This window comes from Sorangium aterium (assembly GCF_028368935.1).
GTDB lineage: Bacteria > Myxococcota_A > Polyangia > Polyangiales > Polyangiaceae > Sorangium > Sorangium atrum.
On the sequence record NZ_JAQNDK010000005.1, the window covers coordinates 35291 to 49120 of the forward strand.

Sequence of the window (13830 nt, forward strand, 5' to 3'; positions counted from 1 at the left end):
CCATGAGCCATCCTTGCGTCGTCACGCTAGACAGCCGCAGCGCCCCCCGGGTGCTCTTCTCAGGCGACCAGCTGGTCGAGGTCGACCTGCCCACCGGCACCCGGGTGCTCTACGCGAAGCCGCCCATCGAGCCGCTGAAGGACGTCGACGCCGCGATCCGCTACGCGATCAACCACCCGTACAACTCGGAGCCGCTCTACGCGAAGCTCCGCCCGGGGATGAAGGTCACGATCGCGGTGGACGACATCTCGCTGCCGCTGCCCCAGATGAAGCGCCCCGACATCCGCGAGCGGGTGCTCACGATCGTGCTCGACCTGCTCGCCGACTACGGGGTCGACGACGTCGAGATCATCATCGCCACGAGCGTCCACCGGCGCATGAAGGACTGGGAGGTCCGCCACATCGTCGGCGACCGGATCTTCAACGCCTACTGGCCGAAGCGGCTCTACAACCACGACGCCGAGAACGCCGCCAACATGAAGTACGTCGGCACGACCGACGTCGGCGAGGAGGTCGAGCTCAACAAGCGCGCGGTCGACAGCGACCTCGTGATCTACGTGAACCTCAACCTCGTGCCGATGGACGGCGGGCACAAGTCGGTCGCCGTCGGCCTGTGCGGGTACCGGAGCCTGCGCGCGCACCACAACCCGCGGGTGATGCGCGACTGCTACTCGTACATGGACCCGAAGAGCTCCGCGCTGCACACGAGCGTCGAGCGCATGGGCCGGCTGGCCAACAAGAAGCTCAACGTCTTCACGATCGAGACGACGATCAACAACCGCATGTTCGATCGCCCGCTCGAGTTCCTCGCGAAGAACGAGGACGACCTCAGCGCGGGCGAGAAGAGCGCGCTGCGCGCCCTCCGCTTCACGCTCTCCAAGGTGCCGCAGCCCGCGCGCCAGGCGATCTTCCAGCGCGTCCCCTCGCCGTTCGGGGTGACCGGGGTGTTCGCCGGCGAGACGGAGGCCGTCCACGAGCACACGCTGAAGCGCAGCTTCGACCAGTACCTCGTCCCGGTCACGGGCCAGGCCGACATCCTGATCACGGGCATCCCGTACATCAGCCCGTACAACGTGAACTCGTTCCTGAACCCGCTGCTCGTGCAGGTGATGGCGAACGGGTACCTGTTCAACCTCTACCGCGGCGCGCCGATGCTCAAGAAGGGGGGGACGATGATCATCCTCCACCCCTGCACCGACCTGTTCGACAACGAGCACCACGCCCCGTACATCGAGTTCGTGCACCGGCTCCTGCCGGAGACGCGGGACGCGATGGAGCTGCACAAGCGGTACGAGAAGAAGTTCTCGGAGAACCCCGCCTACATCGAGATGTACCGCTTCGGGCACGCGTACCACCCGACCCACCCGTTCTTCATGTGGTACTGGGGCGAGGCGGGGCGGCAGCACATCGGCCGGATGATCGTGGTCGGCGCCGACAACGAGTACATCCCGCAGCTGCTCGGCTGGGAGACGGCGCGCACGATGGATGAGGCCCTGCGGATGGCGAAGCAGTCGGCCCCGCCCACGCCGGAGATCATGGCCCTCCACAGCCCGCCGATCTTCATGGCCGACATGACGGCCTAGCGGGCGCGCTCGCGGGAGGAGCGACCGTGCGGCTGCACCTCATCGACGGCACCTACGAGCTCTTCCGCGCCCACTACTCCAAGCGGCCCGGGCACCGCGCGCCCGGCGGCTGGGACGCGAAGGCGACGGTGGGCGTCGTCGCCTCGCTCCTCGCGCTCCTGCACCACGTGGACGAGGAGGTCACGCACCTCGCCGTCGCGTTCGACAACCCGATCCGCTCGTTCAGGAACGACCTGTTCGCCGGGTACAAGAGCGACGAGGGGATGGATCCCGAGCTGCGCCGGCAGTTCGATCCGGTCGAGGAGGCGGTGCGCGCGCTCGGGATCGTCGTCTGGTCGATGGACGCGTTCGAGGCGGACGACGCGCTCGCGACGGCGGCGGCGCGGTTCCGTGGCGCGGTGGAGCAGGTGCGCATCCTCAGCCCGGACAAGGACTTCGGGCAGTGCCTCGCCGGCGATCGGGTCGTGCAGGTCGACCGCCGGAAGGAGAAGGTCATCGACGAGGCGGCGATGCGCGCCGCGCGGGGCGTGGCGCCGGAGAGCATCCCGGACTTCCTCGCGCTCACGGGGGACGACGCCGACGGCATCCCTGGCCTGGCGGGCATCGGCGAGCGGACGGCGGCCGCGCTGCTCGGCGCGTACGGGCACCTCGAGCAGATCCCGGACGACCCGGCCGCGTGGTCGGTGGCGGTGCGCGGCGCGGACCGGATCGCGCACGCGCTGGTAGAGCAGCGGGAGGACGCGCTGCTCTACCGGACGCTGGCGACGCTCCGGACCGACGTGCCGCTCGAGGAGGGCCTCGACGACCTGCGCTTCCGCGGCGTGCCGCGCGACCGCTTCGCGGCGTGGTGCGACGCGATCGACGTGCGCACGCTGAAGGCGCGGCCGACGCGCTGGGCGCCCTAGAACGGGGACTTCGTCAAGGCTGTTTCCTCGCCGGCGCCCCGAGCTCGGCGAGCACGCGCTCGCGGACGAGCGGCAGCGGCGGCGAGCCGTGCGAGAGGAGCGCGTCGTGGAAGCGGCGCAGCGAGAACGCCGGGCCCAGGGCCGCCTTCGCCTCCTCGCGGAGCTTCAGGATCTCGAGCTTGCCGAGCGTGTAGGCGAAGTAGCCGGGGTCGAACGTCGCGCGCACCGCCTGCTCCCGCGCCGTCGCGCGGTCCTGGAAGCAGTCGTCGACGAAGCGGCGCTCGGCCTCGTCGAGGCTCATGCCCTCGGCGTGCACCCCGAGCGACACGACAACCCGGCAGTTGCGCAGCAGCGCGTCCGCGAGCTGGCCGAGGCGACTCTGCGGGTCCTCCTTGCCGAACCCTTGCTCGATCATCATCTGCTCGACGTAGTGGGCCCAGCCCTCGACGAACGAGTAGCTCCCGAACATCTTCTGCGCGTCCGTCGGCGCCCGGCTCTCCCACAGGCCCTGGACGAAGTGCCCCGGGTAGACCTCGTGCACGGTCGTCGAGAGCAGCGTGCCCCGCAGCATCACGTACTCCTCCTGCTCCTTGCGGGGCCAGGAGGGGTCCGGCTTCGTGATGTAGTAGAACGCCTCGAGCCCCTTCCGATCGAACGGCCCCGGCGCGTCGAGGAAGGCGGCGTTCCAGCGCATGTAGGGCGGCGTTTCCTTCACGATCGCCCGCTCGTCGGACGGGAGGCTCACGATCTCCTTGTCGACGATGAACTTGCGCGCCGACTCCATCATCCGCGTCGCCTCGGCGAGGAGCTGCTCCGCCTTCGGCCGGGAGGTCTTCACCTTCCTGGCGAGCTCCTTGTAGGCCGCCTTGTTCGCAGCGAGGTCGTCCTCGCCCATCTTCTTGAACTCGGCGAGCGGCGTCGAGAGCCCCTCCTGCGCGAGAAGGAGCTTCCTGTACCGCGCCTCCCCGAGCACGTGGCTCGCGTCGCCCTTCGGCAGCTCGACCTTCGCGAGGTGCTCGGCGAGCTTCTCCGCCGCGGCGGCGAGCGCGGCGTTCGTCTCCTCGAAATCGGCCTGGAACGCGGGGTCGCCCACGCCCTTGAGCAGCTTGACGACGTCGCCGCGCAGGTACTCGGCGTAGCCCCGGAAGATCTTCACGGCGACCTCGATCACCGGCTTCGGCATCGGGCTCGCGAGATTCTCGAGGATGTGCGGCGCCTGGGCCAGCGCCGCCTTCTCGTGCTCGAGGAGGCGCCGCGCGCGCTCGGGCAGCGGCGCGTACGCGCGATCGAGGTACTGGTTCACGCCGAACAGATCGCCGTAGAACTGCGGCCGCCGGCGCCACTCCTCGAGGTCCCTCCCGTTGAAGAGCTTGAGGTCGATCTGCTGGAGGAGCAGCGCGCGGTCGAGCGCGTCGTCCAGGGAGAGCGCCGCGGCGTCGACGGCGGCGAGCGCCGCGCGATCGCGCTCGAGGCGCGCGAGCCGCCGCTCTATCGCCGCGGCGGCGTAGTCGGTGACCTTGCCGTCTTGCTCGTGCAGCCCGCGCGAGCGCGCGAAGGCGGGCTCGTCCGCGACCCACTCGCGCAGGATCCGATCGCGCAGCGCGGGGAACGGCTCGCGCGGCGCCTCTGCCGGCCGCGCGGGCTCGGCGCTCGCCACAGCCTGAGGGGGCGCCGCGGCCGGAGGGGGCGCCGCGCCGAGAGACGAAGGCGGCGCCGAGGCGCCCCCGCTGCAGGCGGCGAGCGCGGCGAGCGGCGCGAGCACCGCGAGCCGGCGCCAGCGCGTGCGGACAGGTGTGGGTGCGGCCATGACGGGCCGAGCCTGTCAAACCGGCCCGCGCAGGTCAACGCCGCAGGTCAGTCGCGGAGCGCGCGATCGATGATCGAGTCCACGTGCGAGAGCGCGTGGTCGAGGTCGAAGCAGCGCGCGATTTCGTCCGGGGCGAGCAGCGCCGCGACGTCGGCGTCGGCGGCGAGGTTGTCGCGGAAGCGCCCCTCGCCCGCGATCGCGCGCATCGCGCAGCGCTGCACCAGCTCGTAGGCCGCCTGCCGCGGCCTGCCCTTCTGGACGAGCGCCAGGAGCACCGCCTCGCTGAAGAAGAGCTCGCCCGTGCGATCGAGGTTCTCGCGCAGCTTCTCGGGGTAGACGACGAGCCCCTCGACGAGCCCGGCGGCGCGGTCGAGCATGAACCCGAGCGTCGAGGTCGCGTCGGGCGCGATCATCCGCTCGACCGACGAGTGCGAGATGTCGCGCTCGTGCCACAGCGGCACGTTCTCGAGCGCCGGGATCACGGCCGCGCGCACGACGCGCGCGAGGCCGCACAGGTTCTCGCTGAGGATGGGGTTGCGCTTGTGGGGCATCGCGCTCGAGCCCTTCTGGCCCACGGTGAAGCGCTCCTCCGCCTCGCGGACCTCGGTGCGCTGCCAGTGCCGCACGTTGGTCGCGAGCCGCTCGATGCCCGCCGCGATGAGCGAGAGCGCGGTGAAGAGCTCGGCGTGGCGGTCGCGCGCGACGACCTGGGTCGAGACCGTCTCGGGGCGCAGGCCCAGGGCGGCGAGCGCGCGCTCCTCGATGCGCGGCGACAGGTGCGCGTACGTCCCGACGGCGCCGGCGATCTTCCCGACCGCGATCGCCTGGCGCGCCGCGAGCAGGCGCGCCCTGCCGCGCTTCATCTCCGCGAGGTGGCCGGCGAGCGCCAGGCCGAACGTGATCGGCTCGGCGGCGATGCCGTGGCTCCTGCCGATCATCGGGGTGCGCCGGTGCTCGTCCGCGCGCCGCGCGAGCGCGCTGCAGAGCTTGTCGAGCCGCGCCGAGAGCAGGTCCGTCGCGCGGACGAGCAGCACCGCGAGGCTCGTGTCGAGCACGTCGCTCGAGGTCATCCCCCGGTGCAGCCACCGCGCGCCCTCGCCCGCGAGCTCCTCGACGTGCGTCAGGAAGGCGATGACGTCGTGCTTGACCGTGCGCTCGATCGCATCGATCCGGACCGGATCGAGCGTCAGCTGCTTCGCGCGGATCCCCTCCGCGATGCCGGCGGGCACGAGCCCTTCGGCCTCCATCGCCTCGCACGCGGCGAGCTCCACCTCTAGCCAGGTCGAGAATCGGGTGGCGGGCGACCAGAGCTCTTCGAATTCAACAGGAGTGTAGCGGGGGATCATGGGCGGGACGCTGCGAAGGTCTGGAGGGTGCGTCAAGGATGGAGTGGTCCCGGGAGGTCCGGGCGCGCGCGGGCCGGCTCGCGCTGCTCGCCTGCGCGCGCCACGCCGCGCAGGGGCCGGCTCGCGCGGCTCGCCTGCGCGCGCCAGCCAGGCCGCGCGCGACCCGCGCCGTCGGGCGGGGCGCTTGCGGACGCGCGGTGCGCGGCAAACGTTGGCGCGATGCCAACCGAAGCACCGGCGCCTGCGCGCGCCGATCAGGGCAGGTCGTTCGCCCGCACGCCGCACGCGGCGGGCGACACGCCGCCAGAGACGCTGCCCGCAGGGGCGAGCGAGCCGAGCGCCATGGGCCAGGCGCCGGCCGCCCCGCGGGCCGAGCCTGGGCGCCGCGAGCGGGCGGGGCGCGCCGGCGGCGCGGCCGCCGCTGCGAGCGCGCCGGCTGTCGTGAGCGAGCCGGCCCCCGCGAGCGAGCCGGCCCGCACGAGCGTGCGCGCGGGTCGCCGGCTGAAGTCGTACATCGTGGTGGTCGCGATGGACCTGTCCGAGCCGGGCGGGCGGGCGTGGCGCTTCGCCTTCGATCTGGCGGCGCTCCGCGGCGAGACGGAGATCCACGCCGTGGTCGTCGGCCCGCGGCAGGTCGCCCCTGCAGTGCGCGACGTGACGACGCCGGGCGCGTCGTCGCCGCCGTCGCTCCGCGTGCTCCAGCACCGGTTCGCGGACGGCCAGGCCCGGCTGATGGCGATGCACTTCCGAACGGGCCGGCCGGACAGGGCGATCGTCTCGCTCGCCCGAGAGCTCAGCGCCGATCTCATCGTCGTGGCCACGCACCCTCAGTCGCGCCTGCAGCGGCTCTTCGGCGGCTCGACGGCCGATCGGATCGCGCGGAACGCGCCGTGCCCGGTCGTCGTCGTGCGCCCCAAGGAGGACGACGACGCCGACGCGGCCGACTACGACCCCAGGCTGCGCTGACGCGGAGGCGCGCGGCGGACGACCGCGCGCTCGACGCCTGTGCCCGGACCTACCGCGCGCTCGATACCCCGCGCGGGCTACCGGCCGCTCGATGCCCCGCGCGGGCTACCGCGCGCTCGATGATGACTGCGCGTCGACCTGCGCCGCCGGGTCGAGCTTGTCGGGCGCGCTGACGCCCTCGGCCTTGCCCCCTTCGCGCGTGTCCGCGTAGCCCCACGCGACGCCGGCCGCATCGACGAGGAGGTTGTTCGCGTCGCCGATCGGCATCGGGTCCATCACGAGGACGTGCCCTCGCCGCGCGAGGTCGTCGAGGGCGGCCTGCGGCGGAGGCGTCAGCCGCTCGACGCGCACGCGATCCGGCATCCACTGGTGGTGGATGCGCGCGTGGCGGACCGCCTCGTCGATGGTCATCCCGTGATCGACCAGGTTGCGGAGGACCTGCGCGACGGTGTTCGGGATCGTGTCACCGCCGGGAGATCCGAGGACGAGCGCGACCTTGTCGCCGCGGCTCACGAGGGTGGGCGTCATCGAGCTCGCCATGCGCTTGCCCGGCGCCACCGCGTTGATCCCCGTCTCGGAGAACGCGCCCATCGCGTTGGCGAGCAGGATGCCCGTGCCGGGGATCACGATCCTCGCGCCGAAGCTCGCCGACAGCGTGGTCGTGCACGAGACCGCGTTGCCCTGCGCGTCGATCACCGAGAAGTGCGTCGTCTGCGGGGACTCCTGCGCGACGGGGCCCAGCGGCGCCGCGATGTCGCCCGCCGGCGTGGCCCGCTCCGGGTCCACGGGCGGCCTGCGACGCATCAGGTAGGCCCCGTCGAGGAGCTGCGCGAGCAGCTGCGCCGTCTCGGGCGCGACGAAATCGGGGTCGGCGCTCACCTTGCGCCGATCGGCGTACGCCCGCTTCGCCGCCTCGACGAACAGGTGCAGCGACAGCCCCGAGTCGACGGGCGCCTCGTGCGCCTTCAGCCGCTCGAGCGTGAGCATCATCTCCGCGAGCGCGACGCCGCCCATCGAGGGGGGCGGCATCGTGTCGACGGTGAAGCCGCGGTACGAGAACCGGAGGGGCGCGCGCCACTTCGCCTGGTAGGCGCGCAGGTCGCTCTCGCTGATGTGGCCGCCGTGCTCGCGCATCGCGCCGGCGATCTTCCCGGCGATGGAGCCCTCGTAGAACGCGCGCGGCCCCTCCGCGGCGAGCGTCTCCAGGGTGCGGGCGAGATCGAGCTGCCGCACCAGCTCGCCCTGGGCGACCGGCGCCTTGCCCCGCCCCCAGATGGCGCTCGCGGCCCGATCGGCCTTCAGCCGCGGCCACGCCCAGCGCAGCGTCAGCGCCTGCCGCGCGCCGAGGCGGTGCCCCTTGCGCGCGAGGGAGATCGCCGGGGCCAGGAGCTCGGCGAACGGGCGGGTGCCGAACCGCTCGTGGGCCAGGGCAAGGCCGGCGACGGAGCCCGGGACGCCGGCGGACGCATAGCCGTGCGCGCCGGCCCGCACCATCGCCATGTTCGACTCGGTGGTCACCGACGCGGGCGCGGCCTCGCGGAAGTCGATCGCCTGCGTCTCGCCGTTCGCGAGGCGGACCAGCATGAAGCCGCCGCCGCCGATGTTGCCCGCGCTCGGGTGGGTCACCGCCAGCGCGAACGCCACGGCGACCGCGGCGTCGACCGCGTTGCCGCCGCGCCGAAGCACGTCTGCGCCCGCGCGCGTCGCGTGCTCCTCGACCGAGGTCACGAGCCCGGCGTCGCCGCGCACGGCCCGCGGGCCGCCCGAGGCGAGCGCGATCGGCGGCTCCGGCGGCGTCGGCTCCGGCGCCGCGGCGTCGGCCGTGGGCGCCGCCGCTGCGCTCGCGGCCTGCGGCGCGGCGCTCGCGCTGGCGACGGCCGGCGCGGCGTCGGCCGCAAGCGTCGCGGGCGCCGCCGGGTGCGGCGCGGGCGGCGTGCGGGCCTCGCAGCCTGCGAGCAGCGCGAGGGCGAGCGCCCAGCGCGGCTTCGAACGACGGAGCAGGGTCATCAGGGTGGGCGCGAATCTACTACGGTGCCGGAGAGCGCTGGGCCAGGCCGCGCGAGGCGACCCGGCCCGGGGGATTCGTTCAGGACGCGAGGATGCGCAGACGGCGCGCGCCGGATCCACCGCCGGCGCGCGCCTCAGGAACGCCGGACCTCGCTCAGGACCGCTTGCGGCGGCGCGCGGCGGCCACGCCCACGCCGGCGACGAGCGCCGCGAGCCCGGTGCCCGCGAACGGCGCGGAGGAGGACCCCGGCGCGGCGGCGCAGGAGACGCTGGCCTCGGCCTCGGCGTGGGCATCCACGTTGATCTCGAGCGTGCTCAGGTAATCCAGGCAGTCCTGCAGGCTCCCGACGACGTCGACATACTGGCCGTTGCAGAACAGGGCGCCTTCCGGCTCCGAGCACTTCGCCTCACACCCGCCCTGGAGATCGACCGTGCAGTCCGCATTGCAGTCGATGTCGCAGTCGAAGTTCGCCTCGGCCTTGCACTCGCCCTCGCAGCTCGCGTCGCATTTTGCCTGGCAATCCGCGCTCGGCGGCGTCACCTCGCAGCTCGCGCCGCACTCGCCGTCGCAGCTCGCCTTGCAGGCCCCCTCGCACTCCGCTTGCGAGCCGCTGGAGTTGGCGCTCGCCGAACACTTGCCGCTGCAATCCGCCTTGCAGCTCGCCGAGCAGCTCGCCCTGCAGTCGAATTTCCCGGGATCTACTTCGCACTTGGCAGAGCAATCCGCGGAGCAGTCGACGTTGCAGTCGGCGGTCGCGCTGGCGTTGCACTGGCCCTCGCATTTCCCGGCGCACGCCGCCGTGAGGTTGACCGGCGTGCAGCTCACCTCGCAGCCGCCCGAGGTGCGGAACTCGCAGTTTGCGCTCGCCGCTAGCTGGATATTTCCACATGCCTCCGGGCCGGGCGCCGCCGATGCCGACGAGGCGATGGCCAGAGGGATCGCAAAAGTAAAGGCACTCACAAAAAGCTGAGCAATGGTCCGTCGCATGCCAATTCTCCTGGGTTCAGAGCGCGGGTTCCGCGTGTGGTCTCCGCAGGTGTTGCAATCGGACGACCAGCGCCACCCTTTGAAGCATTTCCCAAGAAAAAAGTCTCGCTGCTCGTGACCGCTCGGCCACAGCGTATCTCCGAGTTCACGGTCCCATGATGCGCCCTGCCACACCAAGGGCATGTCCGAGCAGGTGAGGATACCTGCGACGTGGTGATCAGCGGCTCACAGTGTCGGCGATTTGCCCTGTTCCGTAGCGCGCCACCACGCCCTTGCGGGCTCTACCGGGTGTCGGCTGGCTAAGGAAGTCCCCGCCGACCGCCCAGAAGGCCCCTTCACCGTCGGCCCAGACAGCGTGGAGATCGGCGTAGGGCTCCTCGGTGAACTCATCGATCCAGGCCCCGTCGACGAGGCGCTGCTTGAGCCCTCCATAACCGACGATCGCGACCTCCCCCGGGCGGCCGCACGCGACGCCGTTCACGTCGTTCGTGAGCTCTACCTCGAGCCTGCGCCACGACGCGCCGTCCGACCGGAGCACGTCTCTCCCGCCGACCGCGTACACCTCTTCACGGCTGCAGCCGGCGGCCGTGAACAGAGTGCCCTGCGCGATCGGCGGGTCGGATTGCACTTCCCAGGTCGAGCCCGAGCGGTGCCAGATGACGCCGAACTCGCCCACGGCGTAGAGATCCTCGGACGATTCGCCCCATACCTTGTAGAGCGCCCGGCCGGTCGCCGCCGGCAGCGGCTCTCGCGACCATGCGCTGCCGTCCCAGCGGAGGACGAGGTCCTTCTCCGCGCCCGCGCCGCTTCCGGGCGTGCCGCCGACGGCCCAGGCATCGTCGGGTGAAAACGCGATCACGCCCCACAGCGTCGCCTCCGTCCCCGTCTCGTGCTCGGTGAACGTCGCTCCGTCCCACCGCGCGGCGCGGCCGCGCTCGCCGACCATCCAGACGTCCTGCGGACCGGAGCCGGCCACCCACCAGAAGGTCGCATCCCCGCCCGCCGGGAGCTCGCGCCACCTCGCCCCGTCGTAGTGCAGCGCGAGCGCCCTGAGGCCCGTGTTGCCGAGCGGCCCCCCGACGGCGAACACGTCGTCGGGCGCCGTCCCCCAGATCGAAAGGACCGCCCTGTCGAGGTCGTCTTCGTCGAGCAGCACGCGCCACGCCGGCGGCTCCTGCTCAGGAGGCCTCGCAGGATCGCCGGGGCAGCCGGCGAGGGCGACCGCGCCGAGCGCCGCCAGAGCCATCGAGTGAGAGCAGATGCGCATGGGATAGAAGACCAGCCTGGAGAGGTCCTGCCGGCGCGCCGCCGAGGTCGGCCCACGCGGGTCTACCTGGCGCGTCGCCATGAGCGGCTCAGTTGCAGAACACGTCGTCCTGCTTCGGATAGTAATAGACGAAGATGTTGCAGTGCTCGTTCTTCTCGACGATCGGCCCGAACGTGTAGCAGCAATCGAGCGACTCTTCGGCTGTCCCGTTCTTGGCAACGTCGTAATCGTCGAGGCCCTTGCACCCCACGGACGGGTCCGGCTGCTGCCACTCGAAGGTGCATCCGTACCAGACGCCGCCGTTCGTCGGGAGCTCCCTGTCGAGCTCCGGCGCGATCAGCATCGGCGGGTCGTCCCACGCGCTCGATGTGTAGAAGCGATCCGAGGCCGGAGGCGTGCCGATGGTCTTGCCGTCCCATGCATACATGTCGAACCGCGTGCCTCGGCTGTGGAAATGGCCGTTGGCGCCGATGATCCTCACGGGAGAGGGGCTGTTGATCTGGCACGAGCCCTCGAACGTGGGCGTCGGGTTCGACTGACAGACACGGATGGACTGCTTGGTCGCGAAGACGGTGCCCATCTCGGCCTTGACCTCGGCGTCGGGCAGCGCCCAGAAGTTCACCCGGACGCGGCCGACCGCCTCGGGGGTCTTCTGCGACGTCGCATTCACGTAATGCGTCTGCAGCATCAGCCACTCGTCGGGCGCGAGGACGTTCGCGACGCCCTCGGGGAACTCCCAGTCGACCTGGCCGTTCTGCTGGGAGTTCGCGATGAGCGGCCAGTCGGCCCAGTTGGGGCTCTTGAAGCACTCCCCCACCCCGTTCTGGTTCTTCTGGATGCGCCCGCCCTCCGGCCCCAGCCCCTTCACGGTCTTCACGCGGAAGATGTTCATGTGGTGCGAGCCGTCGCGCTGCGCGATCTGCACGCGGTGCAGGTTCACGGGCTTCGCCGGGTCCAGCCCGTTCGACGCGGCGAGCTCGCTGACCTTGAAGAAGTAGCAGTCCTGCTGCTCGACCCCCGCCGGCACCTCGGTCTCCTCGGTCTGCATCTGGAAGCCCTGGCCGACCGGCGGCACATCCAGCAGCGACTCGTCGACCGGCACGGGCGTCACGCCCCCGCCCCCGTCAACGCAGGCCACGGCCCCCAGGACGACGGGAAGCAAACCAAGCGTCAGGCATCGAACCGCCATGAGTCCCTCCAGGCAATCGCGTCGCGATGAGGAGAAGAGATATACACGGCTGCGCAATTGCAGGGCGATCGCGTCACGGGGCGGGCAGGGTTCCGTCGGGCGCCGGGGTGTCGTGGCCGAGCGCTGGCCGGTGCTGCTAGGATGTGGGAGAGGTTCAACCATGGCGGCGCCCAACAAATGCGGTCCACACACCGAGCTCGCCTCGAACGAGGCGACGCGCATCACCCGGTGCGGGTGTGGCACCGTGCACGTGACACTCATCGGCCCTGGCGTGACGTTTCGCATGCCAGCGGACGCGTTCCGGGGCGTCGCCTCCGGGCTCAAGGCAGCGGCCGAGCGGCTTGACGACGACCCGCGTTTCGGCACGACCTCCATCAATTAGCTTGCGCGCCCGCTGCGGAGCGGCCTACCAGTGGCTTCGCCGCTGAGATCTCTCTCCTCGGATGGCCGCTGGTCGAAAGAGGGCGCCTCTCGTGTACGACGACGACGCGGAGCACTGGGTCGGCAAGACGTTCGCCGGGACGTGGTGGATCGAGCGGGTGCTCGGCACCGGCGGCATGGGGAGCGTGCTGCTCGGGCGGGCGGCGGACGGCTCTCAGGTCGCGCTCAAGGTGCTGCATCCGGAGCTCAACGCGATCACCGAGGTGCGGAAGCGCTTCCTGCGTGAAGGGTTCATCGGCAACACGCTCGGCGGGGCGGACGCGGTGCCCGGCGTTGTGCGCGTGCTCGGCTCCGGCGAGACGCAGGAGGGCCTCGCCTACCTCACGATGGAGGTGCTCCAGGGCGAGACGCTCTTCGATCGGATGGCGCGCACCGGGACGATGCCGGCCGGCGAGGTCCTCGCGCTCGCGGACCAGGTGCTCGAGACGCTGGCGATCGCGCACGCGCGCGGCGTCGTGCACCGCGATCTCAAGCCCGAGAACATCCACCTCGGCAACGACGGGCGCGTGCGCATGCTCGACTTCGGCATCGCGCGCGTCGTCGACGGGCTCACCGGCCTGCCGGAGAAGACCGCGACCAAGACGGGCATGATCATGGGCACGGCGACGTACATGGCGCCGGAGCAAGCGACTGGGCTCATCCACGACATCGACGGGCGCACCGACCTCTTCGGGCTCGGGGCGACGATGTTCCGGCTGCTCTCGGGCCGACAGGTGCACGGCGAGGTGACGGAGGCCATGGAGGTCATCGCCGCCGCGACCGAGGCCGCGCCGCCGCTCGCCTCGGTCGCGCCCGGGATCTCACCCGCCGTCGCTGCCGTGGTCGATCGCTCGCTGGCGTTCATCAAGTTCCATCGCTACCCGAACGCCGAGACCATGCGCGCAGACGTCCGCGCTGTACGCGCAGGCGCGCTGCCTCCGTATGCGCAGGCCGTCATCGAGGGGCGGATCCGCGCCGGCCAGCCCATATCTCAGCCGGCGCCTCCGCTGCATGCCGGCGGTTCACCGAGCGCGCGCCCGCAGCCCACCGTGGTGGAGCCGGCCGCGGCCCCTCGCCATTCGCATTCGATGAGCCGACCGGAGCGAACGCTCGACGACAACCCGTCGGCGCCCTCCCGCTCTGGCGCGTCGCTCTCGCAGCTCTCGACGGGCAAGCTGCTCCTGCTCGTCGGCGGCGCCTCGCTCGTCACGGGCGTCATCGTGGCGGTGATCGTCGTCCTGCTGGTGATGAGATGAGCCGCTGACGGGCCGCGAGCGCGCCGCCAGGGGCGCGCTCGTCGAGGTGAGGGGATCGTCGGTGGAAGGTGCAGGCGGGGCCGCTGGGCCCCGCCG

11 protein-coding genes are annotated in these 13830 nt (G+C 71.7%); 5 read left to right on the top strand and 6 right to left on the bottom strand.

All coding sequences use genetic code 11. From position 1 onward, the window contains the following. Positions 1–2 precede the first annotated feature (2 nt). Both larAH and POL72_RS38490 read left to right on the top strand, forming a co-directional pair. On the top strand, positions 3–1583 hold the full coding sequence (gene larAH / locus POL72_RS38485; protein ID WP_272101839.1) for an NPN-dependent hydroxyacid isomerase, LarAH14/15/16 family: 1581 nt from the start codon (positions 3–5) through the stop codon (positions 1581–1583). Between the two features lie 26 nt (positions 1584–1609). Beyond that, positions 1610–2488, top strand: a complete 879-nt coding sequence (locus POL72_RS38490) for a 5'-3' exonuclease (protein WP_272101840.1) — start codon at positions 1610–1612, stop codon at positions 2486–2488. A gap of 13 nt (positions 2489–2501) precedes the next feature. Here POL72_RS38490 and POL72_RS38495 read toward each other — a convergent pair whose 3' ends face one another. Next, a complete protein-coding gene (locus POL72_RS38495) occupies positions 2502–4295 on the bottom strand; it encodes a DUF885 domain-containing protein (RefSeq protein WP_272101841.1) in 1794 nt (597 codons plus the stop codon). A gap of 47 nt (positions 4296–4342) precedes the next feature. Further along, on the bottom strand, positions 4343–5641 hold the full coding sequence (gene purB, locus POL72_RS38500) for an adenylosuccinate lyase (protein WP_272101842.1): 1299 nt from the start codon (positions 5639–5641) through the stop codon (positions 4343–4345). A 219-nt stretch (positions 5642–5860) separates the two neighbouring features. Between purB and POL72_RS38505 the strand changes: the two genes are divergently transcribed. Continuing rightward, positions 5861–6607 carry a universal stress protein gene (locus POL72_RS38505; RefSeq protein WP_272101843.1) on the top strand — a complete coding sequence of 249 codons (747 nt, stop codon included), beginning with the start codon at positions 5861–5863 and terminating at the stop codon, positions 6605–6607. Between the two features lie 105 nt (positions 6608–6712). Here the strand turns inward: POL72_RS38505 and ggt are convergent, their stop codons facing one another. From ggt to POL72_RS38525, 4 genes are all read right to left on the bottom strand, one after another. Then, complete coding sequence (ggt, locus tag POL72_RS38510; protein WP_272101844.1) at positions 6713–8614, bottom strand: gamma-glutamyltransferase; 1902 nt, start codon at positions 8612–8614, stop codon at positions 6713–6715. 154 nt (positions 8615–8768) lie between these two features. Beyond that, complete coding sequence (locus POL72_RS38515) at positions 8769–9440, bottom strand: hypothetical protein (protein WP_272101845.1); 672 nt, start codon at positions 9438–9440, stop codon at positions 8769–8771. A 379-nt stretch (positions 9441–9819) separates the two neighbouring features. Beyond that, positions 9820–10950: a sialidase family protein gene (locus POL72_RS38520; protein ID WP_272101846.1), complete on the bottom strand. Its 1131-nt coding sequence runs from the start codon at positions 10948–10950 to the stop codon at positions 9820–9822. Between the two features lie 7 nt (positions 10951–10957). After that, positions 10958–12058 carry a hypothetical protein gene (locus POL72_RS38525; protein ID WP_272101847.1) on the bottom strand — a complete coding sequence of 367 codons (1101 nt, stop codon included), beginning with the start codon at positions 12056–12058 and terminating at the stop codon, positions 10958–10960. A 160-nt stretch (positions 12059–12218) separates the two neighbouring features. On the opposite strand from POL72_RS38525, the gene POL72_RS38530 reads away from it, so the two are divergent. Further along, positions 12219–12440: a hypothetical protein gene (locus POL72_RS38530; protein WP_272101848.1), complete on the top strand. Its 222-nt coding sequence runs from the start codon at positions 12219–12221 to the stop codon at positions 12438–12440. Between the two features lie 91 nt (positions 12441–12531). Beyond that, positions 12532–13734, top strand: coding sequence for a serine/threonine-protein kinase (locus POL72_RS38535; protein ID WP_272101849.1), 1203 nt, complete (start codon positions 12532–12534; stop codon positions 13732–13734). The last annotated feature ends 96 nt before the right edge of the window (positions 13735–13830 follow it).